The sequence below is a fragment of the Cellulomonas sp. 73-92 genome (genome assembly GCF_001898175.1).
In the GTDB taxonomy this organism is placed as follows: Bacteria; Actinomycetota; Actinomycetes; order Actinomycetales; family Cellulomonadaceae; genus Cellulomonas.
Window position 1 is genome coordinate 58,756 of sequence record NZ_MKTH01000014.1, and the last position, 24,689, is coordinate 83,444.

A 24,689-nucleotide genomic window follows, 5' to 3' on the forward strand; every position below is an offset into this window, starting at 1 on the left:
GCGCCCACCTGCCTGCGGTCTGTCGTGACCCCGTCCGTCACCGGCTCGGTCCGTCCTCAGACTGCGGGTGGGAATCCCCCGGATCGCGGCGTCGAGATCACCACACCCCCTGTCCGCACTACTCCCTGTCCGCATCGGAGCCATTCCCTACATGAGCATCTCCACCCCCGCGAAGCCCGCCGCCCAGCAGGTCGCGGTCAACGACATCGGCACGGCCGAGGACCTGATGGCCGCGATCGACGCGACCATCAAGTACTTCAACGACGGCGACATCGTCGAAGGCACCATCGTCAAGGTCGACCGCGACGAGGTCCTCCTCGACATCGGCTACAAGACCGAGGGCGTCATCCCCTCCCGCGAGCTGTCCATCAAGCACGACGTGGACCCCGGTGAGGTCGTCAAGGTCGGCGACGCGGTCGAGGCCCTTGTCCTCCAGAAGGAGGACAAGGAAGGCCGGCTGATCCTGTCCAAGAAGCGGGCCCAGTACGAGCGCGCGTGGGGCACGATCGAGAAGATCAAGGAGGAGGACGGCGTCGTCACCGGCACCGTCATCGAGGTCGTCAAGGGCGGCCTGATCCTCGACATCGGTCTGCGCGGCTTCCTGCCGGCCTCGCTCGTGGAGATGCGGCGCGTGCGGGACCTCGCCCCCTACGTGGGCAAGGAGATCGAGGCGAAGATCATCGAGCTGGACAAGAACCGCAACAACGTGGTCCTGTCCCGCCGCGCGTGGCTCGAGCAGACGCAGTCCGAGGTCCGCTCCACCTTCCTGCAGACCCTCCAGAAGGGCCAGGTCCGCGAGGGCGTCGTCTCGTCGATCGTCAACTTCGGTGCGTTCGTCGACCTGGGTGGCGTGGACGGCCTCGTGCACGTCTCCGAGCTCTCGTGGAAGCACATCGACCACCCGTCGGAGGTCGTCGAGGTCGGCCAGCCGGTCACCGTCGAGGTGCTCGACGTCGACTTCGACCGCGAGCGGGTCTCGCTGTCGCTCAAGGCGACGCAGGAGGACCCGTGGCAGGCGTTCGCCCGGACGCACGCCATCGGCCAGGTCGTCCCCGGCAAGGTCACCAAGCTCGTCCCGTTCGGCGCGTTCGTGCGCGTCGAGGACGGCATCGAGGGCCTGGTCCACATCTCCGAGCTGGCGGTTCGCCACGTGGAGATCCCCGAGCAGGTCGTCCAGGTCGGCGACGACGTCTTCGTCAAGGTCATCGACATCGACCTGGAGCGCCGCCGCATCTCGCTGTCGCTCAAGCAGGCGAACGAGGGCTTCGACCCGGCGTCGGAGGACTTCGACCCGTCGCTCTACGGCATGGCCGCGGAGTACGACGAGCAGGGCAACTACAAGTACCCGGAGGGCTTCGACCCGACGACGAGCGAGTGGCTGCCCGGCTACGAGACGCAGCGCGAGGCCTGGGAGGCGCAGTACGCCGCCGCCCACTCGCGGTGGGAGGCGCACCGCAAGCAGGTGGCCGCTGCCGCCGCCGCGGACGCCGAGGCCGCCGTGAGCGGCGACGCGGCCGTCGCGCCGTCGTCGTACTCCTCGTCGTCCGACGAGGCGACGGGCACGCTCGCCTCGGACGAGGCGCTCGCCGCGCTGCGGGAGAAGCTCACCGGCAACTGACGGGAGCCGCGTCACGACGGGCCGGTCACCTTCGGGTGGCCGGCCCGTCGGCGTCTCCGCGTGCGAGACCCGGCGGGCAGGGCAGGATGGCGCCCATGCAGCGCATCGGGCTGACCGGCGGGATCGCGGCAGGCAAGTCGGTGGTGGCGCGCCGATTCACGGAGCTGGGCGCGGTGGTGATCGACGCCGACGAGCTCGCGCGGCTCGCCGTGCGGCCGGGGACCAGCGGGTACGACGAGGTCGTGGGCGCGTTCGGGCCGCAGGTGGTGGGCTCCGACGGCGCGCTCGACCGGGCCGCGCTCGGGCGGATGGTCTTCGCCGACGAGGCGGCGCGCCGGCGGCTGGAGGCGATCGTCCATCCGCAGGTGCGCCGGCTCGCCGCCGAGCGCGAGGCGGCGGCGGCCGCGGCGGACCCGGCCGCCGTCGTCGTGCACGACATCCCGCTGCTGGTCGAGACGGGTCAGGCCGACTCGTTCGGGGTCGTCGTGGTCGTCGCGGCGCCGGCCGCGCTGCGGGTCGACCGGCTGGTGCGGCTGCGGGGGATGCCACGGCCGGACGCGCAGGCGCGGGTCGCGGCGCAGGCGTCCGACGACGAGCGGGAGGCCGCAGCGGACGTGGTGCTGGACGGCACCGGGACGGACGACGAGCTGCGCGCGCAGGTCGACGCGCTGTGGCAGCGGCTGGCCGAGGAGCGGGCCGAGGAGTCGTAGCGCCCGCGGCACCCCAACGGGTGAATGGCAGCGGATCCGCACAACTTCTCGCTCGTGGATGCCGAAACCAGGTGGACGGGCGCAGCGACGCGCCCGGCCGCCTGCGGGCGGGATCGCACCGGAGGTGGAGATGTCCGTGTCGGCGGTGGGTACGCGCGGCTGGGCCGCCAGGCCATGGCAGTCGAAGGCTTCGGTGTCCGTGCAGTCGTCGCGGCTGACCGCCGCGCGGATGGTGGAGCTCGCCGTCGAGGCGAGCCGGCACGTGCAGGACGACCGTGGCTGGGTGGCGGTGCGCGACCGCGGCGCCATGCGCGTCGACCTGCGGATCCGGGACATGGTGCGCGACGACGGCGCCGAGGTGATGCAGTTCCACGTCGAGATGGCGCTCGGTGCGGGCCGCGTGACGGCCCGCAGCTCCGTCGACAGCTTCCAGGTGAAGGAGTCGGGCCTGGCCGGGCTCGTGTCGGCCGGCAACAAGAAGATCCTCGGCTACTCGGCGTACGAGCGGTACATGGAGGTCTTCGGCGCCCTCGTCTCCGCGGACGACCCCGCCGCCCAGGTGTCGTTCACCAGCGGGAAGTAGCGCGCACACCCGCCGGGAGGTCGTGTCGGTGGCGCGACGTACGGTGGTGGCATGCGCCCCGTCACTGACCTGCAACGCACGGTGGCGCCGTTCGAGGTGGTGAGCGAGTACCGCCCGAGCGGCGACCAGCCCGCGGCGATCGACGACCTCGCGCGCCGGATCCAGGCCGGCGAGAAGGACGTCGTGCTGCTCGGCGCCACCGGCACGGGCAAGTCGGCGACCACGGCGTGGCTCATCGAGCGGCTGCAGCGACCCACCCTGGTCATAGCCCCGAACAAGACGCTGGCGGCGCAGCTGGCGACCGAGTTCCGCGACCTCATGCCGCACAACGCGGTCGAGTACTTCGTGTCGTACTACGACTACTACCAGCCCGAGGCGTACATCCCGCAGACGGACACCTACATCGAGAAGGACTCGTCGATCAACGACGAGGTCGAACGGCTGCGGCACTCGGCGACGAGCTCGCTGCTCACGCGGCGTGACGTCGTCGTCGTGGCGACCGTCAGCTGCATCTACGGCCTGGGCACCCCGCAGGAGTACGTCGACCGCATGGTGACGCTCCGGGTGGGGGACGTGGTGGACCGCGACCAGATGCTGCGCGAGTTCGTGACGATGCAGTACACGCGCAACGACATGGCGTTCACCCGCGGCACGTTCCGGGTGCGCGGCGACACCGTCGAGATCATCCCGGTGTACGAGGAGCTCGCCGTGCGCATCGAGTTCTTCGGCGACGAGATCGAGGCGATCGCCACCCTGCACCCGCTCACCGGTGACGTCGTGCGGTCGGAGGACGAGGTCCACCTCTTCCCGGCGACCCACTACGTCGCGGGGCCGGAGCGGATGGAGCACGCGATCACGGGCATCGAGTCCGAGCTGGAGGCCCGGCTGGCGGAGCTGGAGCGGCAGGGCAAGCTGCTCGAGGCCCAGCGGCTGCGCATGCGCACCACGTACGACGTCGAGATGATGCGCCAGATCGGCTCGTGCGCCGGGATCGAGAACTACTCGCGGCACATCGACGGGCGCGCCGCCGGCACGGCGCCCAACACGTTGCTCGACTACTTCCCGGAGGACTTCCTCCTGGTGATCGACGAGTCGCACGTCACGGTGCCGCAGATCGGGGCGATGTTCGAGGGCGACATGTCGCGCAAGCGCACCCTCGTCGACCACGGGTTCCGCCTGCCGAGCGCCATCGACAACCGGCCGCTGCGCTGGGAGGAGTTCACCGAGCGGATCGGCCAGACCGTCTACCTGTCGGCCACGCCCGGCAAGTACGAGCTGTCGATGTCGGACGGCTTCGTCGAGCAGATCATCCGACCCACCGGGCTGGTCGACCCCGAGGTGATCGTCAAGCCGACCAAGGGCCAGATCGACGACCTCCTCGGCGAGATCCACGACCGCGTCGCGCGCGACGAGCGGGTGCTCGTCACCACGTTGACGAAGAAGATGGCGGAGGACCTGACGGACTACCTGCTGGAGAAGGGTGTCCGCGTCCGCTACCTGCACTCGGAGGTCGACACGCTCCGGCGCGTGGAGCTGCTGCGCGGGCTCCGCCTCGGGGAGTTCGACGTGCTGGTCGGCATCAACCTGCTGCGCGAGGGCCTCGACCTGCCCGAGGTGTCGCTGGTCGCCATCCTCGACGCCGACAAGGAGGGGTTCCTCCGCTCGGGGACGTCGCTCATCCAGACGATCGGGCGCGCGGCCCGCAACGTCTCCGGCCAGGTCCACATGTACGCGGACAAGATCACCCCCGGCATGGCGACGGCGATCGACGAGACGAACCGCCGACGTGAGAAGCAGGTGGCGTACAACACCGCGCACGGCATCGACCCGACGCCGCTGCGGAAGAAGATCAACGACATCACCGACCTCCTCGCGCGGGAGGACGCCGACACCGCCCAGCTCATCGGCGGCGCGGGCCGCCAGGCGAGCCGGGGCAAGGCGCCCGTCCCCGGGTTCGGGTCGCGCGTGCCGCAGGACGACCGGACGCGGCTCGCGGGGGCCGCCGCCGGTGACCTGGCGGACCTCATCCAGGAGCTCACCGACCAGATGCACGCCGCCGCGGCCGAGCTGCAGTTCGAGCTCGCGGCGCGGCTGCGCGACGAGATCTCGGGGCTGAAGCGCGAGCTGCGCGACATGAGGGCGGCCACCGCCTGACCTGCCGGCGGCCCCGCCGCGGCGAGGCTGCCCTACACTGACCCGCGGAGGGGAGTACTCCCCACGGTGTCGTCGTCACCACGGTCGCCAGCGTTGCCGGCCCGGTGACACCGGTCGGAGCCCTCGCGGGCCCGGCAGAGAAGACCTCCGGTCATGTCGTCATGCCGACCGGAGGTTCCCGTATGGACGTCCCTGGATGGGTCTGGGCGCTCACCGTCGCCGTCATCCTCGTCATGCTCGCCGTCGACTACGTCGGGCACGTCCGTTCGCCGCACGAGCCGTCGCTGCGCGAGTCCGCGCGCTGGTCGGCGGGGTACGTCGGCGTGGCCCTGGCGTTCGGGCTCGTCGTCTGGCTCGTCTGGGGCGGCGAGCTCGGCGGTCAGTACTTCGCCGGGTACGTCACCGAGAAGAGCCTCTCGGTCGACAACCTGTTCGTCTTCGTCCTGGTGATGAGCAGCTTCCGGGTGCCGCGGCGCTACCAGCAGAAGGTGCTGCTCGTCGGGATCACGGTGGCGCTGGCGCTGCGGACGGGGCTGATCTTCGCCGGCGCCGCGCTCATCGAGAACGTCAGCTGGATCTTCTACCTCTTCGGGGCGTTCCTGCTGTACACGGCGTGGACGCAGGTGCGCGGCGGCAGCACGGGCGAGAGCGAGTACTCCGAGAACGCGGTGCTGCGCCTCACGCGTCGGCTGCTGCGGACCACGGACGACTACGAGGGCGACGCGCTCGTCGTGCGCCGCGACGGCGTCCGGCACGTCACGCCCATGCTCGTCGTCATGCTCGCGATCGGCACCGCCGACGTGCTGTTCGCCCTCGACTCGATCCCGGCGATCTTCGGGCTCACGGAGCAGACGTACCTGGTCTTCACCGCCAACGCGTTCTCGTTGCTCGGGCTGCGGCAGCTGTTCTTCCTCGTCGACGGGCTGCTGGACCGGCTCGTCTACCTGTCCTACGGCCTGGGCGCGATCCTGGGCTTCATCGGGATCAAGCTGGTGCTGCACGCGCTCCACGCCAACGAGCTGCCGTTCGTCAACCACGGGCGGCCGGTCGACGTGCCCGAGATCGGCACGTGGACGTCGCTCGGCTTCATCGTGGTGGTCCTGACCGTCACCACGGTGCTGTCGCTGCATCGGCGGCGCCGCGATGCGGCGGTCGCCGACCGCGCGGCGGCGGGGGAGCAGAGCCGATGACGCTGCCGACGATCTTCGAGGTGGTCTCGCTGGTGGCCGTCGTCGGGGTGCTCGTGGCCGACCTCGCCATCATCGGCCGCCGCCCGCACGTGCCGACCGTGCGCGAGTCCGTCGCGTGGGTCCTGGTCTACATCGGGCTGGCGCTGGGGTTCGCCGGCCTGCTCCTCTGGTTCGGCGGGCCGACCCCCGCGGGGCAGTTCATCGCGGGCTGGCTGACCGAGTACTCGTTGTCGGTCGACAACCTCTTCGTCTTCATGCTGATCATGGGCGCGTTCACCGTGCCGCGGCAGTACCAGCAGCGGGTGCTGATGGTGGGCATCATCGTGGCGCTCGTGCTGCGCGGGGGGTTCATCCTCGTCGGCGCCGCCGTCATCGCCCACGTCAGCTGGGTGTTCTACGTGTTCGGCGCGTTCCTCGCGTACACCGCGGTCACCGTGTGGCGGGAGGGCAGCGCCGAGGACGAGGAGTACCGGGAGAACGTCGTCGTGCGGCTCGCCGAGCGGGTGCTGCCGCTGACCCGCGAGTACCACGACGGGCGGGTGCGGGCCGTCGTCGACGGCCGCCGCCTGTTCACCCCGCTGCTCATCGTCTTCGTCGCCATCGGCACGACGGACGTGCTGTTCGCCTTCGACTCGATCCCAGCGATCTTCGGGCTGACCCACGACCCCTTCATCGTGTTCACGACGAACGTGTTCGCGCTCATGGGCCTGCGCCAGCTCTACTTCCTGCTCGGCGGGCTGCTCCGCAGGCTGACGTTCCTGCCGTACGGCCTGGCGGTCGTCCTCGGGTTCATCGGACTCAAGATGCTGTCCGAGGCGCTGCACACCAACACGCTGCCGTTCGTCAACCGCGGCCGACCCGTCGAGTGGGCGCCGGAGGTGCCGACGTGGGTGTCCCTCGTCGTCATCGCGGCCGTCCTCGGTGCGACGGTCCTCGCCAGCTGGGTCCACGCGCGTCGCGAGTCCGCGCCGGCGCTCCCGGCGGCCGGAGAGCCGTCCGACGAGCGGGAGGTTCGGCGCGGCTGAGGCCACCTTCGAGCGCCGATGTTCCCGCTCGTGGGGTCGCGGGGCGGAGGAGCGGGAGGTTCGGCGCGGCTGAGGCCGCCGGGGGGCGCCGATGTTCCCGCTGGTCGGGTCGCGTGGCGAAGGAGCGGGAGGTTCGGCGCGGCTGAGGCCGGTTCCGGCGGCTCTGGCGGGCTCAGTCCACCCAGGGGCCGAAGACCTGCTCCCAGGCGCGCACCTCGACCGCGGCGAGCACGTCGGCGGCGGCGTACGGGTCCTGCGCGACGAGCGCGTCGAGCTCGCCGCGGGACGCGGCGCGGAAGACGAGCAGCGCCCCCGGGTCCCCGTCGGCGAAGGGGCCGGAGGCGAGCAGGTCGCCCGCGGCGAGCCGCTCGGTGAGCCAGGCGCGGTGCACCGGCCGGGTCGCCGCGAGGTTCGCGGCCTTGTCGTTGTACGTGTAGCGCACGGCGTAGACGGTCACCGGACCATCCTGCCGCCACCGTGCGAGAGTGACGGCATGCCACGGACCCACCGCATGCTGCTGACCGACGACCTGCTGGCGACCATCCGCGAGCGCGCCGCCGGCCACGACCGGGACAACACCTTCCCGGACGACGACCTGGCCGACCTGCGGGCCGCCGGCTACCTCCTGGCGTTCGTGCCGCCGGAGCTGGGTGGCCGCGGCCTGACGCTGGAGGAGGTCGCCCGCGAGCAGGTCCGGCTCGCCGGCGCCGCTCCCGCCACGGCACTGTCGATCAACATGCACCTGGTCGTCACCGGCATGGCGGCGGTGCTGCACGCGCGCGGGGACGAGTCGATGGCCTTCGTCCTGCGCGACGCGGCCGCGGGGGAGGTCTTCGCGTTCGGCAACTCCGAGGCGGGCAACGACCTGGTGATGTTCGGCTCCCGGACCCGCGCGCAGCGCCAGCCGGACGGCGGCTACCGGTACTTCGGCACGAAGATCTTCACGTCGTTGGCGCCCGTGTGGACGCGCCTGGCGACGTTCGGGCTCGACGACGAGCACCCGGACGGGCCGCGGCTGGTGCACGGCGTCGTCACCCGCGAGGGCACGACGACGAAGGACGACTGGGACACCCTCGGCATGCGCGCGAGCCAGTCGCGCACCACCGTCCTGGAGGGCGCCTACGCCCCGGCGGACCGGATCGTGCGGGCGCTGCCGCCGGGGCCCAACGCGGACCCGTTCATCGTGGCGCTCTTCGCGGTGTTCGAGATCCTGCTCGCCGCCGTGTACACGGGGATCGGCCGGCGGGCGCTAGCGCTGGGCGTCGAGGCGACGCGGCGGCGCACCTCGATGAAGTACGACGGCCGCGCCTACAGCCAGGACCCGGACATCCGGTGGAAGGTCGCGGACGCGGCGCTGGCGCAGGACGGCGCGGAGCTCGAGGTGTTCGCGCTGGCGCGCGGCATCGACGAGGCGGAGGACTACGGGTCCCGGCTCTTCGCTCAGCTCGTCGGGCTGAAGGTGCGCGCCACCGAGGCGGCCCGTGTCGTCGTCGACCTCGCGCTGCGCGTGTCCGGCGGGGCCGGCTACTCCACCGGGCAGGAGCTCAACCGGCTCTACCGCGACGTGCTCGCCGGCATCTACCACCCGTCCGACGACGAGTCCGCCCACGCGACCGTGGCGCAGTCGTTGCTGGGACCCCTCGAGGCCTGACCGACACGCAACCGTCACCCTACGTATCCGTAACCTACGGTTCCGTAGGTTAGGCTCGGTCCGTGCCTCCGGCCACCGCTGCCCTGCCCGTCCCGCCCGCCTATCCCACCGGTGTGCCGCGGGAGGTCGTGGTCCCCGACGAGCCGCTCGGCGTCGGCCTCGTCTCCGCCGCGGTGCGCTACCCGAACCGGGTCGCGGTGGACTTCCTCGGCCGCACGACGACGTACCGGCAGCTGTCGGACGAGGTCGCGCGGGCCGCACAGGTGCTCGTCGACCTCGGCGTCCGGGCCGGCGACCGGGTGGCTCTCGTGCTGCCCAACTGCACGGCGCACGTGGTGGCGTTCCACGCCGCCCTGCGGATCGGCGCCGTCGTCGTCGAGCACAACCCGACCTACACGGTCGAGGCCCTGCGGCACCAGCTCGCGGACTGCGGTGCCAACGTGGCGCTCGTCTGGACCAAGGCGGTGCCGGCCGTGCTCGAGGCGCGGACCGATGTGCTGCGGACCGTCGTCGCGGTCGACCTCGCCGCGGACCTGCCGCTGGCGAAACGGCTCGCGCTGCGGCTGCCGGTCGCGCCGGCGAGGGAGAAGCACGAGGCGATGTCCGGCCCCGTGCCGGAGGGTGTGCCGTCCTGGCACCGGCTCGTCGCCCGGACCGGTCCGCTCTCCGACGAGCACCCGTGGCCGGCATCGTCGGACACGGCGCTCATCCAGTACACCGGCGGCACCACCGGGACGCCGAAGGGCGCCGTGCTCACGCACCGGAACCTCTTCGCCAACGTCGTGCAGGCGCGGGCGTGGCTGGGCTCGCGGGACGGCACGGAGGTCTTGGACGCCGTGCTGCCCTTCTTCCACGCGTTCGGCCTGACGGTCTGCCTGGCCTACGGGACGTCGATCGCCGCGACCCTCGTCGTGCTCCCGAGCTTCGACGTGGACATGGTCCTCGCGGCGCAGAAGCGCCGGCCCGCGACGTTCATGCCGGCCGTGCCGCCGATGCTCGACCGGCTGTCCCGGGCGGCCGAGCGGAAGGGCGTGGACCTCACGTCGATCCGCCACGCGATCTCCGGCGCGATGGCGCTGCCGCCCGAGGTGGCCAGGCGGTGGGAGGAGCTCACCGGCGGGCTGGTCATCGAGGGGTACGGCATGACGGAGACGTCGCCCGTCGCGCTCGGCAACCCGTTCAGCGCCGACCGCCGGCCGGGTGCGCTCGGCGTCGTCTGGCCGTCGACGGAGATCCGTGTCGTCGACCAGGAGGATCCGACCCGCGAGCTGCCTGAGGGGGAGCCGGGCGAGCTGCTCATCCGCGGTCCGCAGGTGTTCTCCGGCTACTGGGACAGGCCCGAGGAGACGGCGCACCAGCTGCTGCCGGACGGGTGGCTGCGGACCGGCGACGTCGTGCGGATCGAGCCGAACGGCTTCGTGGTCCTCGTCGACCGGATGAAGGAGATGATCGTCTCCGGCGGCTTCAAGGTGTACCCGTCGCAGGTCGAGGACCAGCTGCGCGGTATGCCGGGGATCGCCGACGTGGCCGTCGTCGGCGAGCCCTCGGGGTCGCACGGGGAGAGCGTGGTGGCCGCGGTGGTGCTCGAGGAGGGCGCCCGCGGCGTCGACCTGGACGCGGTGCGTGCCTGGTGCGGGCAGCGGGTGGCGCGGTACGCGATGCCCCGCCGTCTCGTCGTGCTGCCGGACCTGCCGCGGTCGCAGGTGGGCAAGGTGCTGCGACGGGTCGTGCGCGAGATCGTGCTGGCCGTGCCCACGCCCGCCGCGGGCGCGACGACGACGAGCCTGGGCTGACGGCCCGCCGCGACGGCGGGCGGGGCGCCCTTTCCGGCGCGCCACAGGTCGAACACGTGTGCGAGTGTCAGTCCGGGGACGTAGACTCCCGAACCGTGAACGACCGGCTGGTGGTGCGGGGCGCCCGCGAGCACAACCTGCGGAACATCGACCTCGACCTGCCGCGCGACGAGCTCATCGTCTTCACCGGCCTGTCCGGGTCGGGCAAGTCGTCCCTGGCGTTCGACACGATCTTCGCCGAGGGCCAGCGCCGCTACGTGGAGTCGCTGTCCGCGTACGCGCGCCAGTTCCTCGGCCAGATGGACAAGCCGGACGTCGACTTCATCGAGGGCCTGTCGCCCGCGGTGTCGATCGACCAGAAGTCGACGAACCGGAACCCGAGGTCGACCGTCGGCACCATCACGGAGGTGTACGACTACCTGCGCCTGCTGTTCGCGCGGGCGGGCACCCAGTTCTGCCCGGTGTGCGGCGAGCGCGTCCAGGCGCAGACGCCGCAGCAGATCGTCGACCGGCTGCTCGAGCTGCCCGAGGGCACGCGGTACCAGGTGCTGGCGCCCGTGGTGCGCGGTCGCAAGGGCGAGTACCAGGACCTGTTCGCCGAGCTGCAGGCGAAGGGCTTCGCGCGGGCGCGCGTCGACGGCGAGGTGGTCCAGCTGGCCAGCCCGCCGTCACTGGAGAAGAAGCTCAAGCACGACATCGAGGTGGTGGTCGACCGGCTGGTCGCCCGCGAGGGCGTGCAGCGGCGGCTGACCGACTCGGTCGAGACGGCGCTCGCGCTGGCCGGCGGCCTGCTCGTCGTCGACCTCGTGGACCTGGACGTCGCCGACGAGGGCAAGGAACGGCGCTTCTCGGAGCGGCGCGCGTGCCCGAACGACCACGTGCTGACGCTCGACGAGGTCGAGCCGCGGACGTTCTCGTTCAACGCCCCCTACGGCGCGTGCCCGGAGTGCACCGGCATCGGGTCGCGGCTCGAGGTGGACCCCGAGCTCGTCGTGCCGAACGAGGACCTGTCGCTCGCCCAGGGCGCGGTGGCCCCGTGGGCCCAGACCTCGGCGGAGTACTTCGAGCGCGTCCTGACCGCCCTGGCCGACGACCTGGGCTTCTCGATGGACACGCCGTGGCGGGCGCTGCCGCAGCGGGCCAGGGACGCGGTGCTGCACGGCCAGGACTACGAGGTGCAGGTCCGGTACCGGAACCGGTGGGGCCGCGAGCGGCAGTACTCGACGGGCTTCGAGGGCGTCGTGAGCTTCATCGAGCGGCGCTACGCGGAGACGGACTCCGACTGGAGCAAGGAGCGCTACGAGGCGTTCATGCGCGAGGTGCCGTGCCCCGCCTGCCAAGGGGCGCGGCTCAAGCCGGAGGTGCTCGCGGTCAAGGTCGGCGGCAAGTCGATCTGGGACGTGTGCCAGCAGCCGATCCGCGACGCCCGGGACTTCCTCGACAGTCTCGAGCTAGGGGTGCGGGAGCGGGCGATCGCGGCGCAGGTGCTCAAGGAGATCCAGGCGCGGCTCGGGTTCCTGCTCGACGTCGGCCTCGACTACCTGAGCCTGTCACGGCCCGCGGCGACGCTCTCGGGCGGCGAGGCCCAGCGCATCAGGCTGGCGACGCAGATCGGCTCCGGCCTGGTCGGCGTGCTCTACGTGCTCGACGAGCCCAGCATCGGCCTGCACCAGCGCGACAACCGGCGGCTCATCGACACGCTGACGCGGCTGCGGGACCTCGGCAACACGCTCATCGTCGTCGAGCACGACGAGGACACGATCCGCACGGCCGACTGGATCGTCGACATCGGCCCGGGGGCGGGCGAGCACGGCGGGCGCGTGGTCCACTCCGGGGACCTGGCGGGGCTGCTCGCCAACCAGGAGTCGGTGACGGGGGCGTACCTGTCGGGCCGGCGGTCCATCCCGATGCCGCAGCTGCGCCGACCGGCGGACCCGAAGCGGCAGGTGCGCGTCGTCGGCGCCACCGAGCACAACCTGCGGGGGATCGACGTGTCGTTCCCGGTCGGGGTGTTCACCGCCGTGACGGGCGTGTCCGGCTCGGGCAAGTCGACGCTGGTCAACTCGATCCTCTACACGGTGCTGGCCAACGAGCTCAACGGCGCCCGCCAGGTGCCCGGCCGGCACCGCACGGTCACCGGGCTCGAGCACCTCGACAAGGTGGTGCACGTCGACCAGGGGCCGATCGGACGCACGCCCCGATCCAACCCGGCCACCTACACCGGGGTGTGGGACCACGTCCGACGGCTCTTCGCGGAGACCACCGAGGCGAAGGTGCGCGGGTACACGCCCGGCCGGTTCAGCTTCAACGTCAAGGGCGGCCGGTGTGAGGCGTGCTCCGGTGACGGCACCCTGAAGATCGAGATGAACTTCCTGCCGGACGTGTACGTGCCGTGCGAGGTCTGCCACGGGGCGCGCTACAACCGCGAGACGCTCGAGGTGCACTTCAAGGGCAAGACGGTGGCCGACGTGCTGGCGATGCCGATCGAGGAGGCCGCCGAGTTCTTCTCCGCCGTGCCCGCGATCTCGCGCCACCTCAAGACGCTCGTCGACGTCGGCCTCGGGTACGTGCGCCTCGGCCAGCCAGCGCCGACCCTGTCCGGCGGCGAGGCGCAGCGGGTCAAGCTCTCGTCGGAGCTGCAGCGGCGGTCCACCGGCAAGACGGTCTACGTGCTCGACGAGCCGACGACCGGCCTGCACTTCGAGGACGTGCGCAAGCTGCTCGGGGTGCTGCAGTCGCTCGTCGACAAGGGGAACACCGTCATCGTCATCGAGCACAACCTCGACGTCATCAAGAACGCCGACTGGGTGGTCGACCTCGGTCCCGAGGGGGGCAACGGCGGCGGCCTGGTGGTCGCCGAGGGGACGCCGGAGCACGTCGCGACGGTCGAGGCGAGCCACACGGGTCGGTTCCTGGCGGAGGTGCTCGAGCCGGAGCGACAGCGGGCGAGCGCCTGACGGCCGGAACCGGGGCCGGACCGCGTGAGGGGGCGGCGCGGCCGCCGGCGGGCGCCTGGCCCGGGCCGCGTGGCGGCCGCGGCCGCTGTCGCGCGGGTCGACCGCCTCGGCGGCGGCCGGTCAGGCCTCGTCGGGCGCGGTCGGGACGGCCCGCTCCACGTACGCCACGGGCGTGGGCAGCACGCGCACGGGGAAGTTCACCGACCGCGCGATGAAGCAGTGCTCCTGCGCCTCGTCGTGCAGCCGGGCGAGGACGGTGTCGACGACGGGGGAGCCGTCCGGGAGGGTCGCGCCGGCGGCGACGGCGACGCGCGGGTGGAGCACCACCTCGGTGAACCGCCCCTGCCCGGCGGCCTCGACGCGGATGGTGCCGGAGGCGGTGTCGGCGTAGCCGAGGATCGCGACACCGTCGCGGGCGGCCAGGTGCAGCAGCCAGATCATGTGGCACTGCGCCAGCGAGGAGACGAGGAGGTCCTCGGGCGACCAGCGATGGGGGTCGCCGCGGAAGTGGGGGTCGGACGTCGCCAGGATCACCGGCCGGTCGCCCGCGGACAGCTCGTGGTCACGTCCGTACGCGGTGAAGCTCGTCGTGCCGGACCGGCGGGCGCCGGTCCAGGCGAGGTCGACGGAGTACTGATGCAGCTGCGGCACGGGCCCACGCTACCGGCGGGGCCCGCCGACGGGGAGGCGGCGTGCGGGCTCGTCGTACCCGCGAACTAGGCTCGAGAGCATGGCCGATCCCGCCACCTACCGTCCCGCGCCCGGGGAGATCCCGGACGCGCCGGGCGTGTACCGGTTCCGGGACAAGGACGGCCGCGTCATCTACGTGGGCAAGGCGAAGAGCCTGCGGAATCGCCTCAACAGCTACTTCCAGGACCTGGCCGGGCTGCACCCGCGCACGCAGACGATGGTGACCACCGCGGCGTCGGTGCAGTGGACCGTGGTCCACACGGAGGTCGAGGCGCTGGCGCTCGAGTACTCCTGGATCAAGGAGTTCGACCCTCGGTTCAACATCAAATACCGCGACGACAAGTCGTACCCGTACCTCGCCGTGACCATGGCCGACGAGTTCCCGCGTGTGCAGGTGATGCGCGGCGCCAAGCGCAAGGGCACCCGGTACTTCGGTCCGTACGCGCACGCGTGGGCGATCCGGGAGACGGTCGACCTGCTGCTGCGCGTGTTCCCGGTGCGGACGTGCTCGGCGGGCGTGTTCAAGCGCGCGCACCAGCAGGGGCGTCCCTGCCTGCTCGGCTACATCGAGAAGTGCTCGGCGCCCTGCGTCGGGCGCATCAGCCCGGAGGACCACCAGCGGCTGGCGCAGGACTTCTGCGACTTCATGGCCGGCGACACCGCGCGGTTCACGCGGCGGCTGACGCAGGCGATGAAGGCGGCCGCCGCCGAGCTGGACTTCGAGCGCGCGGCCCGGCTGCGCGACGACGTCGCGTCGCTGGAGCGCGCCACCGAGCGGAACGCCGTGGTGCTGAAGGACGGCACGGACGCGGACATCTTCGCGCTGGCCGGCGACGAGCTGGAGGCCGCCGTCCAGGTGTTCCACGTGCGCGACGGGCGGATCCGCGGGCAGCGCGGCTGGGTCGTCGAGAAGGTCGAGGACGTCGACGACGCGGAGCTGGTGGAGCGGCTGCTCCAGCAGGTCTACGGCTCCGCCGAGGAGGAGGGCGGCGACGGCGCGGCCGTGCCGCGCGAGGTGCTCGTCCCCGTGCTGCCCACCGACGTCGACCAGGTGCAGGCCTGGCTGACCGGCCTGCGGGGCGGCCGGGTCGCGGTGCACGTCCCCCAGCGCGGCGCCAAGCGTGAGCTGGCCGAGACGGTGCGTCAGAACGCCGAGCACGCCCTGGCGCTGCACCGCACGCGCCGCGCGGGCGACCTCACGACCCGCAGCCAGGCGCTGCGGGAGATCCAGGAGGCGCTCGACCTCGCCAGCGCGCCGCTGCGCATCGAGTGCTACGACGTCTCGCACACCCAGGGCACCTACCAGTCGGCGTCGATGGTGGTCTTCGAGGACGGGCTGCCGCGCAAGAGCGAGTACCGCCTGTTCACCATCCGTGGCCCGGAGGGCGACGGGGCGCGCGACGACACCGCGGCGATGCACGAGGTGATCACGCGCCGGTTCCGCCGGTACCTCGCCGAGCGTGACCGCGCCAACGACGTCGAGCTCGGCGACGGTCAGGTGGAGGACGACGACGGCACGCCGCTGCGGTCCGGCCCGGTGGACGAACGGACCGGCAGGCCGGTGCGCTTCGCCTACCCGCCCAGCCTGATCGTGGTGGACGGTGGCCCCCCGCAGGTCGCGGCCGCCGCGGCCGCGATGGCCGAGCTCGGGATCGACGACGTCGCCCTCTGCGGGCTCGCGAAGCGCCTGGAAGAGGTGTGGCTGCCGGGGGAGCAGTACCCCGTGATCCTGCAGCGCAGCTCGGAGGGCCTCTACCTGCTGCAGCGCGTGCGCGACGAGGCGCACCGCTTCGCCATCTCGGCGCACCGGAAGCGCCGGAGCAAGGGCATGACGGTGTCGGTGCTGGACGAGGTCGCGGGGGTCGGCCCCGCGCGGCGGGCCGCGCTGCTGCGGCACTTCGGTTCCGTCAGGCGGCTCCGCGCGGCGAGCGTCGAGGAGATCGCCACGGTGCCCGGCATGGGGGAGCGGACCGCGGCCGCGGTGCTCGCGGCGCTCAACGGGTCGGCTGCCGGACGGGCCGTCGCGCCCGACGAGACCACGCTGCCCGACGACACCACGGGTCCGGGCGCCCACGGCGCGCCGACGCCCGCCGAGGGGGTCGACGAGCGGGCTGGCATGCTGGGCCCATGACGGAGGGCACTGAACCACAGCCGGTGACCGTCCCGGCGGGCATCCCCGCGGTCGAGGCGCACGCCATCGCGCCGGTGCTGGACCAGCCCCAGGTCATCCTCGTCACCGGCATGTCCGGCGCGGGCCGCACCCGCGCGGCCGCCGTCCTCGAGGACCTCGGCTGGTACGTCGTCGACAACCTTCCGGCGCAGATGCTCGTGCACCTCGTCGGCATGCTGACGTCGGGCACGGCGGGCGGGCGCGCGCAGCGCCTCGGCGCGGTGATCGACGTGCGGGGCGCCGAGTTCTTCGGGAACCTCGACGCGGCGATCGACGAGGTCCAGGCCAGCGGCGTGGACCTGCGGGTGCTCTTCCTCGACGCCTCCGACGACGCGCTCGTCCGGCGCTTCGAGCAGGTGCGCCGGCCACACCCGCTGCAGGGCGAGGGTCGCGTGCTCGACGCCATCACCGAGGAGCGCCGGCTGCTCGCGCGTGTGCGGGAGCGGGCCGACGTGGTGCTCGACACGTCGGAGCTCGCGCCGCAGGACCTCGCCCGCAGCGTCCGCTCCCTCGCGCACGGCAGCGGTCCCGACGTGCTGCGGATCTCGGTCGTGTCGTTCGGGTTCAAGTACGGCGTGCCGGTCGACGCGGACCACGTGGTCGACGTGCGCTTCCTCGCCAACCCGTTCTGGATCTCCGAGCTGCGCCACCTCTCGGGCCGGGACGAGCCCGTGCGGCGGTACGTCATGGGGCTGCCGGGCGCGCAGACCTTCGTGGAGCGCTACGTCGCGGCGCTGGAGCCCGTCATCGACGGCTACCTGCACGAGGACAAGCACTACGTGACCATCGCGGTGGGCTGCACGGGCGGCAAGCACCGCTCCGTGGTCATCGCGGACGCCCTGGCCGCGAGGCTGCGGCAGAAGGGCCAGCTCGTCTCGGTCAGCGCGCGCGACCTGGGCAAGGAATGACGCTCGACCAGCTCACGGCGGCCTCGCGCGACGAGGGGCGGGGCCTGGCGGTCGTCGCGCTCGGCGGCGGGCACGGCCTGTCGGCGAGCCTCTCGGCGCTGCGGCTGCTCTCGGACCGGATCACGGCGGTCGTGACGGTGGCCGACGATGGCGGTTCGTCGGGCCGGCTGCGCGAGGAGCTCGGCGTGCTGCCGCCCGGGGACCTGCGGATGGCGCTGGCGGCGCTGTGCGACGACAGCGACTGGGGCCGGCTGTGGCGGGACGTGCTCCAGCACCGCTTCGCCTCGGACGGGGCCCTCGACCGGCACGCCGTCGGCAACCTGCTCATCGTGGCGCTCTGGGAGATCCTCGGGGACCCGATCGCCGGGCTCGACTGGGTGGGCCGGTTGCTCGGGGCGCGCGGGCGGGTGCTCCCGATGGCCGCAGTGCCGCTGCGCATCGAGGCGGACGTCGTCGGGCCCGACGGCCGGACGCGACTGGTCGACGGCCAGAGCCACGTCGCCGTCGCCAAGGGTCGCGTCACCCAGGTGCGGCTCGACCCCCCGAAGCCGCCGGCCTGCCCGGAGGCACTCGAGGCGGTGCGCCAGGCGGACCTCGTCGTGCTCGGCCCCGGCTCCTGGTACACGTCGGTGCTGCCGCACCTGCTCGTCCCCGAGCTCCACGAGGCGCTCGCCACGAGCCCGGCGCGGACGATCGTCACGCTCAACCTCCAGCCGGAGCGGATCGGCGAGACGATCGGGATGCCGGTGACCGACCACCTGGCGGCGCTCGTCGCGCACGCCCCCGACCTGCGCATCGACGCCGTCGTCGTCGACCCCGGCGCGGTGGAGGACCTCGACCTGCTGGCCGAGGAGTGCGCCGGGGTGGGTGCCCGGATGCTCCTGCGCCAGCTGGGGCGGGGCGACGGCACCGCGCAGCACGACCCGCTGCGGCTCGCGGCGGCCTACCGTGACGTCGTCGACGGCTTCTACGGGGACGTGCGGCCCTGACGGCCCCACCCGGGGCCGACGAGCACGACATCAGTGGGCTGCGGGGATGGCAAGATGCCCCCATGGCTCTGACGGCACAGGTCAAGGACGAGCTCGCCCGTCTCAAGGTCGATCGCACGTCCTGCCGCAAGGCCGAGGTGTCCGCGACGCTCCGCTTCGCCGGCGGGCTGCACATCATCTCCGGGCGCATCGTCGTCGAGGCCGAGCTGGACACGGGCGCGGCCGCCCGCCGGCTGCGCCAGGCGATCTCGGAGGTGTACGGCCACGAGAGCGACGTCATCGTCGTCTCCGGCGGCGGCCTGCGCCGGGGCAGCCGTTACGTCGTGCGCGTTGTCAAGGACGGGGAGTCCCTCGCCCGCCAGACCGGTCTGCTCGACAACCGTGGCCGCCCGGTGCGGGGCCTGCCGCCCCAGGTGGTGTCCGCCGGCATCGGCGAGGCCGAGGCCGCCTGGCGCGGGGCGTTCCTCGCGCACGGCTCGCTGACCGAGCCCGGCCGCTCGTCGGCCCTCGAGGTGACGTGCCCCGGCCCCGAGGCGGCCCTCGCGCTCGTCGGTGCGGCCCGCCGCCTCGGCATCTCCGCCAAGGCGCGCGAGGTTCGGGGCATCGACCGCGTGGTGATCCGCGACGGCGACGCGATCAGCGCGATGCTCACCCGCCTCGGCGCCCACGAGACGATGCTCCTCTGGGAGGAGCGGCGGGTGCGCCGCGAGGTGCGCGGGACCGCCAACCGCCTGGCGAACTTCGACGACGCCAACCTGCGCCGCTCGGCACGCGCGGCGGTCGCCGCGGGCGCCCGCGTCGAACGGGCGTTCGAGATTCTCGGCGAGGAGCTGCCCGACCACCTGCGGCAGGCGGGCGAGCTCCGGCTCGCCCACAAGGAGGCGTCGCTGGAGGAGCTGGGCAAGCTCGCGGACCCGCAGCTGACCAAGGACGCGGTCGCCGGCCGCATCCGGCGGCTGCTGGCGACGGCGGACAAACGCGCGGCCGACCTAGGGATCCCGGACACCGAGGCGAGCCTGTCGCCGGACATGCTCGACCTCTGAGGTGGTGCGACCTTCGTCGCAGGCGGCGCCCCGGAGCCGGGGTATAGGGTCCTGTCATCCGATCGTCACAAGGGCGTCACGTGTTCGGCACGTTTGAGGACGGCCGGGCGTGGCTAACGGGTGATCGATGAGGACGCACATCGGCGTGCGAGTGTTCCCACCAGTCATTACGTGTGCGCCGACCCGTTCGGCGCGTGCCGAGGAGGGCAAGTGACCATCAAGGTCGGCATCAACGGCTTCGGCCGTATCGGGCGCAACTTCTACCGGGCGCTCGTCGCGTCCGGTGCGGACATCGAGGTTGTCGGGGTCAACGACCTCACCGACAACAAGACCCTGGCCCACCTGCTCAAGTACGACACGGTGCTCGGCAAGTTCGAGAAGACCGTCGAGTACGACGACGACAACATCATCGTCGACGGCAAGAAGATCCGCGTCCTCGCCGAGCGTGACCCCGCCAACCTGCCGTGGGGCGAGCTGGGCGCCGACATCGTCATCGAGTCGACGGGCTTCTTCACCGACGCGACGAAGGCCAAGGCCCACATCGACGGCGGCGCCAAGAAGGTCATCATCTCCGCTCCGGCGAAGAACGAGGACGCCACGTTCGTCATGGGTGTGAACCACACCGACTACGACCCGGCGGCCCACCACATCATCTCGAACGCGTCGTGCACCACGAACTGCCTGGCCCCGCTGGCCAAGGCGCTCAACGACTCGATCGGCATCGTGCGTGGCCTCATGACCACGATCCACGCGTACACCGGCGACCAGAACCTGCAGGACGGCCCGCACCGCGACCTCCGCCGCGCCCGTGCCGCCGCGCAGAACATCGTCCCGACCTCGACGGGCGCCGCGAAGGCCGTCGCCCTCGTGCTGCCGGAGCTCAAGGGCAAGCTCGACGGCTACGCCCTGCGCGTGCCGGTCATCACGGGCTCGGCCACCGACCTCACGTTCACCGCGCCGAAGGAGACCACGGTCGAGGAGGTCAACGCGGCCGTCAAGGCGGCCGCGGAGGGCGCCCTCAAGGGCCACCTGAAGTACGTGGACGACGAGATCGTCTCGAGCGACATCATCACCGACCCGACGCAGAGCATCTTCGACTCCAAGCTGACGAAGGTGATCGGCGACCAGGTGAAGGTCGTGGCCTGGTACGACAACGAGTGGGGCTACTCCAACTCGCTGGTCGCGCTGACCCAGTACGTGGGCGAGCGGCTCTGACCTTCCCGCGCTAGCACCACCAGCCATGCGTCCGCGTGCGCCCTGGCCTTCCCGCCGCCCGGCGCACGCGGACGCTGCTGCGTGAACCCCCGTCACCCTCCGCGGCCGGCCGGCCGCGACGTCACGACCAGGTAGGACACATGCAGACCATCGACGACCTGGGCGACCTGCGCGGCAAGCGCGTGCTCGTCCGTTCCGACTTCAACGTGCCGCTCAAGGACGGCGTCATCACCGACGACGGCCGCATCCGGGCGGCGCTCCCCACGCTGCAGGCGCTGCTGGGCAAGGGCGCCCGCGTCGTCGTCACGGCGCACCTGGGCCGTCCGACGGGCGAGGGCTTCGAGGCGAAGTACTCGCTGGCGCCCGTCGCCACCCGGCTCGGCGAGCTGCTCGGCCAGCCGGTCGCGCTGGCCGGCGACCTCGTCGGCGACTCCGCGAAGGCGACCGTCGCCGCCCTCGAGGACGGCCAGATCGCGCTGCTCGAGAACGTCCGCTTCGACGCGCGCGAGACGAGCAAGGACGAGGCCGCCCGCGGCGCGCTGGCCGACGAGCTCGCGGCGCTCGCCGACGTCTACGTCTCCGACGGCTTCGGCGTCGTGCACCGCAAGCAGGCGTCCGTCTACGACGTCGCCAAGCGGCTGCCGCACGCGGTCGGCTCCCTGGTCCTCAAGGAGGTCGACTCGCTGCGCAAGGCGACCGAGGACCCGGAGCGCCCGTACGTCGTCGTGCTCGGCGGCGCGAAGGTCTCCGACAAGCTGGGCGTCATCTCCAACCTGCTGACGAAGGCCGACCGGCTCGTCATCGGCGGCGGCATGGCGTTCACGTTCGCCGCGGCCCAGGGTCACTCGGTGGGCACGAGCCTGCTCGAGGCCGACCAGATCGACACGGTCAAGGGCTACCTCGCCCAGGCCGCCGAGGCCGGCGTCGAGATCGTCCTGCCGGTCGACACGGTCGTCGCGCCGGAGTTCAAGGCCGATGCCCCGGCGACCGTCGTCGGCATCGACGCGATCCCGGACGACCAGATGGGCCTCGACGTCGGTCCGGAGACGGCGACGCTCTTCGCCTCGAAGATCGTCGACGCCAAGACGGTCGTCTGGAACGGCCCGGCGGGCGTGTTCGAGTTCGAGGCGTTCTCGGCCGGCACCCGCGCGGTGGCGCAGGCCCTGGTCGACGCCCACGCGGCGGGCGCCTTCACCATCGTCGGCGGCGGTGACTCCGCGGCCGCGATCCGCATCCTCGGCTTCGACGAGGCCGACTTCAGCCACATCTCCACCGGCGGTGGCGCCTCCCTCGAGTTCCTCGAGGGCAAGAGCCTGCCGGGCATCGCGGTCCTGGAGGACTGAGCAACCATGGCAGGTCGCACCCCGCTGATGGCGGGCAACTGGAAGATGAACCTGGACCACCACGAGGCGGTCCACACCGTGCAGAAGCTGGCCTGGCTGCTGCAGGACGCCAAGCACGACTACGCGTCCGTCGAGGTCGCCGTCATCCCGCCGTTCACGGACCTGCGCAGCGTGCAGACCCTGGTCGACGCGGACAAGCTCGGCATCGTCTACGGCGCGCAGGACGTGTCGGCGCACACGTCCGGCGCCTACACGGGCGAGATCTCGCCGCTGTTCCTCACCAAGCTCGGCTGCAGCTACGCGGTCGTCGGCCACAGCGAGCGGCGGCAGTACCACGCCGAGGACGACGCGCTCGTCGCCGCCAAGGTGAAGTCGGCGCTCGAGGCGGGACTCACCCCGATCCTGTGCATCGGCGAGCCGCTGGAGGTCCGCAAGGCCGGCACGCACGTCGCGCACACGCTGGCGCAGCTCGACGGCGCCCTGGTGGGCCTGACGGCCGACCAGGTCAAGCAGATCGTCATCGCCTACGAGCCCGTCTGGGCCATCGGCACCGGCGAGACCGCGACGCCCGAGGACGCCCAGGAGATGTGCGAGGCGATCCGCAACCGCGTCGACGCGCTGTACGACGTCGACACCGCGGACGCCGTGCGCGTGCTGTACGGCGGCTCCGTGAAGTCGTCGAACGTGGCGGCGATCATGGCGAAGGCCGACGTCGACGGGGCACTCGTCGGCGGTGCCAGCCTCGACCCCGAGGAGTTCGCGAAGATCGTGCGCTACCAGGCGCACGCCGTCGCGCTCTGACCTGACGGTTCGGCGGGGTGGGTGATCGCGCCCGCCCCGCCGAACCATGTCCAAAGGCCGTTCACCACCTGGTCGAACGTCGCTTACCCTTGACTGCGTCCGTAACCGCTCAGTGAGGAACAGCTTCCCGTGACCGCCCTCCGCATCGTGCTCCAGGTGCTGCTGGTGCTCAGCAGCCTCCTGCTCGTCCCGCTCGTCCTGCTCCACAAGGGGCGCGGCGGCGGGCTGTCGGACATGTTCGGCGGTGGCATCACGTCGGGTGTGGGCTCCTCGGGCGTCGCCGAGCGCAACCTCAACCGGATCACGGTGACGGTGTCCCTCCTCTGGGTCCTCATCATCACCGGGCTCGGCCTGCTGGAACGCTGGAGCTGAGGCACCATGGCGAGCGGAAGTGCGATCCGGGGGTCCCGCGTCGGTGCCGGCCCCATGGGCGAGGCCGAGCGCGGCGAGGCTGCCCCGCGCGTGTGGATCTCCTACTGGTGCGCGAACGGGCACGAGACGCGGCCCAGCTTCGCGGAGGAGGCGGCGATCGAGGCGCCCGTCACCTGGGACTGCCCGCGCTGCGGCTTCCCGGCCGGGCAGGACAAGGACAACCCGCCCGCGCCGTTCCGCAACGAGCCGTACAAGACGCACCTGGCGTACGTGAAGGAGCGGCGGTCCGACGAGGACGGCGCCGCGATCCTCGACGAGGCCCTCGCGGCGCTGCGGGCTCGCCGCGGCCGCTGAGGTGGGCGTGAGCAGGCCGCTGGGCGCGCTCGTTCTGTCGGTGCTGCCCCGGGCCGGGCTCGGGCGCGGCCCCACGCTCGGCTCCGTGATCACGCCGTTCGTGGTGCTGGTGGTCGTCCTCGCGGTCGTCGTCGTCCGGCGCCGGCGCGGCCGCTGAGTCAGGCGGGGATGCCCCGCGCCGCGGCGACGTCCAGCAGCCAGAGCGTGCGCTCCGTGCCCACGGCGCCCGCCGCGGGGACCTGGTCGACGGGTGCTCGTGACAGGGCCTTCGCGACCGCATCCGCCTTCTCCTCGCCGGCCACGACGAGCCACACCTCACGGGCGGCGCGGATCGCCGGGTAGGTGAGCGAGACCCGCCGCGGCGGCGGCTTGGGGGAGTCGTGCTCGCCGACGACGGTCCGGCCCTCGACGTGCACGGTGGCGTGGCCGGGGAACAGCGACGCGACGTGGCCGTCGGGTCCCATGCCGAGCAGCAGGACGTCGAACTCGGGAACGGCGGGCCGGGCCTGTGCCGGCGTCCCGGAGGGGCCGTGCGGGGACGCGCCGGTGGCCTCGTCGCGCGGGGCCACGCCGCCGCTGGGCGAGGCGTCGTCGACGTCGTCGTCCAGGGGCGAGAACCGGGCGAGCTCGTGCGCGTACGCGACCGCCGCCGCGTCCTCGTCGGGCACCGCGCCCTCGGCGGGCATCGCATGGACGTTCGCGGCGGGGATGGGCAGCCCGTCCAGCAGCGCCTCGCGGGCCTGCCGCTCGTTGCGGTCGGGGGAGTCGGCCGGCACGAAGCGTTCGTCGCCCCACCACACGTGGACGCCGGACCAGTCCACGGCGTCGCGCACCGGCGACGCGGCGACGGCCCGGAGCGTGGCAATGCCGAGGCTGCCGCCGGTGACGACGACGTGCAGCGGGGACCGCACCGACTGCAGGTCGATCAGCCGCACGAGGAGCCGGGCGGCGGTCGCGTCCGCCACGGCGGTCGCGTCCGGGTGCACGACGATCTCCACGTGGCGCGCCGGCGCACCGGCGTGCCGGCCGCGCGAGCCGTCGGGGCTCAGGACGACCGGGAGCTCACCGTGGACGGCCGGCGCTTCCTCGCCTGCTGCCGGCCGTTCCGTCGTCCCGAGGGCAC

General features: G+C 72.4%; 22 protein-coding genes. 19 read left to right on the top strand and 3 right to left on the bottom strand.

The features are described from left to right. The first annotated feature begins 151 nt into the window (after positions 1-151). From rpsA to BGO37_RS10560, 6 genes are all read left to right on the top strand, one after another. Positions 152-1,618: a 30S ribosomal protein S1 gene (gene rpsA, locus BGO37_RS10535; RefSeq protein ID WP_291754632.1), complete on the top strand. Its 1,467-nt coding sequence runs from the start codon at positions 152-154 to the stop codon at positions 1,616-1,618. 95 nt (positions 1,619-1,713) lie between these two features. Then, positions 1,714-2,328: a dephospho-CoA kinase gene (coaE, locus tag BGO37_RS10540; protein ID WP_291754634.1), complete on the top strand. Its 615-nt coding sequence runs from the start codon at positions 1,714-1,716 to the stop codon at positions 2,326-2,328. A gap of 130 nt (positions 2,329-2,458) precedes the next feature. Further along, a complete protein-coding gene (locus BGO37_RS10545; protein ID WP_291754636.1) occupies positions 2,459-2,911 on the top strand; it encodes a hypothetical protein in 453 nt (150 codons plus the stop codon). Positions 2,912-2,962: 51 nt separating this feature from the next. After that, positions 2,963-5,065 (top strand): excinuclease ABC subunit UvrB, encoded by a 2,103-nt coding sequence (gene uvrB, locus BGO37_RS10550; RefSeq protein ID WP_291754637.1) that lies wholly within the window; start codon positions 2,963-2,965, stop codon positions 5,063-5,065. 182 nt (positions 5,066-5,247) lie between these two features. Then, positions 5,248-6,255, top strand: coding sequence for a TerC family protein (locus BGO37_RS10555; RefSeq protein ID WP_291754638.1), 1,008 nt, complete (start codon positions 5,248-5,250; stop codon positions 6,253-6,255). Next, complete coding sequence (locus BGO37_RS10560; protein ID WP_291754639.1) at positions 6,252-7,280, top strand: TerC/Alx family metal homeostasis membrane protein; 1,029 nt, start codon at positions 6,252-6,254, stop codon at positions 7,278-7,280. Before BGO37_RS10555 ends, BGO37_RS10560 begins: the two co-directional genes overlap by 4 nt. 172 nt (positions 7,281-7,452) lie before the next feature. Here the strand turns inward: BGO37_RS10560 and BGO37_RS10565 are convergent, their stop codons facing one another. Beyond that, a complete protein-coding gene (locus tag BGO37_RS10565; protein ID WP_291754641.1) occupies positions 7,453-7,737 on the bottom strand; it encodes a YciI family protein in 285 nt (94 codons plus the stop codon). A gap of 36 nt (positions 7,738-7,773) precedes the next feature. Between BGO37_RS10565 and BGO37_RS10570 the strand changes: the two genes are divergently transcribed. From BGO37_RS10570 to uvrA, 3 genes are all read left to right on the top strand, one after another. After that, a complete protein-coding gene (locus tag BGO37_RS10570; RefSeq protein WP_291754643.1) occupies positions 7,774-8,931 on the top strand; it encodes an acyl-CoA dehydrogenase family protein in 1,158 nt (385 codons plus the stop codon). Positions 8,932-8,993: 62 nt separating this feature from the next. Then, a complete protein-coding gene (locus BGO37_RS10575) occupies positions 8,994-10,724 on the top strand; it encodes an AMP-binding protein (RefSeq protein WP_291754644.1) in 1,731 nt (576 codons plus the stop codon). A gap of 95 nt (positions 10,725-10,819) precedes the next feature. Continuing rightward, positions 10,820-13,681, top strand: a complete 2,862-nt coding sequence (uvrA, locus tag BGO37_RS10580; RefSeq protein WP_291754646.1) for an excinuclease ABC subunit UvrA — start codon at positions 10,820-10,822, stop codon at positions 13,679-13,681. 120 nt (positions 13,682-13,801) lie between these two features. Here the strand turns inward: uvrA and BGO37_RS10585 are convergent, their stop codons facing one another. Then, the gene (locus BGO37_RS10585) at positions 13,802-14,332 is read right to left on the bottom strand and encodes an OsmC family protein (protein ID WP_291754647.1); all 531 of its coding nucleotides are present in this window, start codon (positions 14,330-14,332) and stop codon (positions 13,802-13,804) included. A gap of 79 nt (positions 14,333-14,411) precedes the next feature. Between BGO37_RS10585 and uvrC the strand changes: the two genes are divergently transcribed. The 10 genes from uvrC to BGO37_RS10635 all read left to right on the top strand — a co-directional run bounded on the left by uvrC (position 14,412) and on the right by BGO37_RS10635 (position 23,723). Further along, a complete protein-coding gene (gene uvrC, locus BGO37_RS10590) occupies positions 14,412-16,502 on the top strand; it encodes an excinuclease ABC subunit UvrC (RefSeq protein WP_291754648.1) in 2,091 nt (696 codons plus the stop codon). Next, positions 16,499-17,449 carry an RNase adapter RapZ gene (rapZ, locus tag BGO37_RS10595; RefSeq protein ID WP_291754649.1) on the top strand — a complete coding sequence of 317 codons (951 nt, stop codon included), beginning with the start codon at positions 16,499-16,501 and terminating at the stop codon, positions 17,447-17,449. The genes uvrC and rapZ overlap by 4 nt, the downstream gene beginning before the upstream one ends. Continuing rightward, positions 17,446-18,438 carry a uridine diphosphate-N-acetylglucosamine-binding protein YvcK gene (gene yvcK, locus BGO37_RS10600; protein ID WP_291754651.1) on the top strand — a complete coding sequence of 331 codons (993 nt, stop codon included), beginning with the start codon at positions 17,446-17,448 and terminating at the stop codon, positions 18,436-18,438. The genes rapZ and yvcK overlap by 4 nt, the downstream gene beginning before the upstream one ends. Positions 18,439-18,500: 62 nt before the next feature. Continuing rightward, a complete protein-coding gene (whiA, locus tag BGO37_RS10605) occupies positions 18,501-19,481 on the top strand; it encodes a DNA-binding protein WhiA (RefSeq protein WP_291754652.1) in 981 nt (326 codons plus the stop codon). A gap of 210 nt (positions 19,482-19,691) precedes the next feature. Next, complete coding sequence (gap, locus tag BGO37_RS10610) at positions 19,692-20,696, top strand: type I glyceraldehyde-3-phosphate dehydrogenase (RefSeq protein WP_291754654.1); 1,005 nt, start codon at positions 19,692-19,694, stop codon at positions 20,694-20,696. Between the two features lie 140 nt (positions 20,697-20,836). Further along, positions 20,837-22,039 carry a phosphoglycerate kinase gene (gene pgk, locus BGO37_RS10615; RefSeq protein ID WP_291754656.1) on the top strand — a complete coding sequence of 401 codons (1,203 nt, stop codon included), beginning with the start codon at positions 20,837-20,839 and terminating at the stop codon, positions 22,037-22,039. A 6-nt stretch (positions 22,040-22,045) separates the two neighbouring features. After that, complete coding sequence (gene tpiA, locus BGO37_RS10620) at positions 22,046-22,840, top strand: triose-phosphate isomerase (RefSeq protein ID WP_291754658.1); 795 nt, start codon at positions 22,046-22,048, stop codon at positions 22,838-22,840. Positions 22,841-22,969: 129 nt separating this feature from the next. Further along, positions 22,970-23,212: a preprotein translocase subunit SecG gene (gene secG / locus BGO37_RS10625; protein WP_291754659.1), complete on the top strand. Its 243-nt coding sequence runs from the start codon at positions 22,970-22,972 to the stop codon at positions 23,210-23,212. A 6-nt stretch (positions 23,213-23,218) separates the two neighbouring features. Continuing rightward, entirely contained in the window at positions 23,219-23,566 is a 348-nt protein-coding gene (locus BGO37_RS10630) for an RNA polymerase-binding protein RbpA (RefSeq protein ID WP_291754660.1), read from the top strand. A 7-nt stretch (positions 23,567-23,573) separates the two neighbouring features. Further along, entirely contained in the window at positions 23,574-23,723 is a 150-nt protein-coding gene (locus BGO37_RS10635; RefSeq protein WP_291754661.1) for a hypothetical protein, read from the top strand. A 1-nt stretch (position 23,724) separates the two neighbouring features. Here BGO37_RS10635 and pgl read toward each other — a convergent pair whose 3' ends face one another. Further along, positions 23,725-24,564 carry a 6-phosphogluconolactonase gene (pgl, locus tag BGO37_RS10640; protein ID WP_291755196.1) on the bottom strand — a complete coding sequence of 280 codons (840 nt, stop codon included), beginning with the start codon at positions 24,562-24,564 and terminating at the stop codon, positions 23,725-23,727. Between the last annotated feature and the right edge of the window lie 125 nt (positions 24,565-24,689).

What these genes read in the sequence shown, in the direction of transcription:
- rpsA (WP_291754632.1), top strand. Translation starts at nt 152, where the DNA reads ATGAGCATCTCCACCCCCGCGAAGCCCGCCGCCCAGCAGGTCGCGGTC.
- coaE (WP_291754634.1), top strand. Translation starts at nt 1,714, where the DNA reads ATGCAGCGCATCGGGCTGACCGGCGGGATCGCGGCAGGCAAGTCGGTG.
- BGO37_RS10545 (WP_291754636.1), top strand. Translation starts at nt 2,459, where the DNA reads ATGTCCGTGTCGGCGGTGGGTACGCGCGGCTGGGCCGCCAGGCCATGG.
- uvrB (WP_291754637.1), top strand. Translation starts at nt 2,963, where the DNA reads ATGCGCCCCGTCACTGACCTGCAACGCACGGTGGCGCCGTTCGAGGTG.
- BGO37_RS10555 (WP_291754638.1), top strand. Translation starts at nt 5,248, where the DNA reads ATGGACGTCCCTGGATGGGTCTGGGCGCTCACCGTCGCCGTCATCCTC.
- BGO37_RS10560 (WP_291754639.1), top strand. Translation starts at nt 6,252, where the DNA reads ATGACGCTGCCGACGATCTTCGAGGTGGTCTCGCTGGTGGCCGTCGTC.
- BGO37_RS10570 (WP_291754643.1), top strand. Translation starts at nt 7,774, where the DNA reads ATGCCACGGACCCACCGCATGCTGCTGACCGACGACCTGCTGGCGACC.
- uvrC (WP_291754648.1), top strand. Translation starts at nt 14,412, where the DNA reads ATGGCCGATCCCGCCACCTACCGTCCCGCGCCCGGGGAGATCCCGGAC.
- rapZ (WP_291754649.1), top strand. Translation starts at nt 16,499, where the DNA reads ATGACGGAGGGCACTGAACCACAGCCGGTGACCGTCCCGGCGGGCATC.
- yvcK (WP_291754651.1), top strand. Translation starts at nt 17,446, where the DNA reads ATGACGCTCGACCAGCTCACGGCGGCCTCGCGCGACGAGGGGCGGGGC.
- whiA (WP_291754652.1), top strand. Translation starts at nt 18,501, where the DNA reads ATGGCTCTGACGGCACAGGTCAAGGACGAGCTCGCCCGTCTCAAGGTC.
- pgk (WP_291754656.1), top strand. Translation starts at nt 20,837, where the DNA reads ATGCAGACCATCGACGACCTGGGCGACCTGCGCGGCAAGCGCGTGCTC.
- tpiA (WP_291754658.1), top strand. Translation starts at nt 22,046, where the DNA reads ATGGCAGGTCGCACCCCGCTGATGGCGGGCAACTGGAAGATGAACCTG.
- BGO37_RS10630 (WP_291754660.1), top strand. Translation starts at nt 23,219, where the DNA reads ATGGCGAGCGGAAGTGCGATCCGGGGGTCCCGCGTCGGTGCCGGCCCC.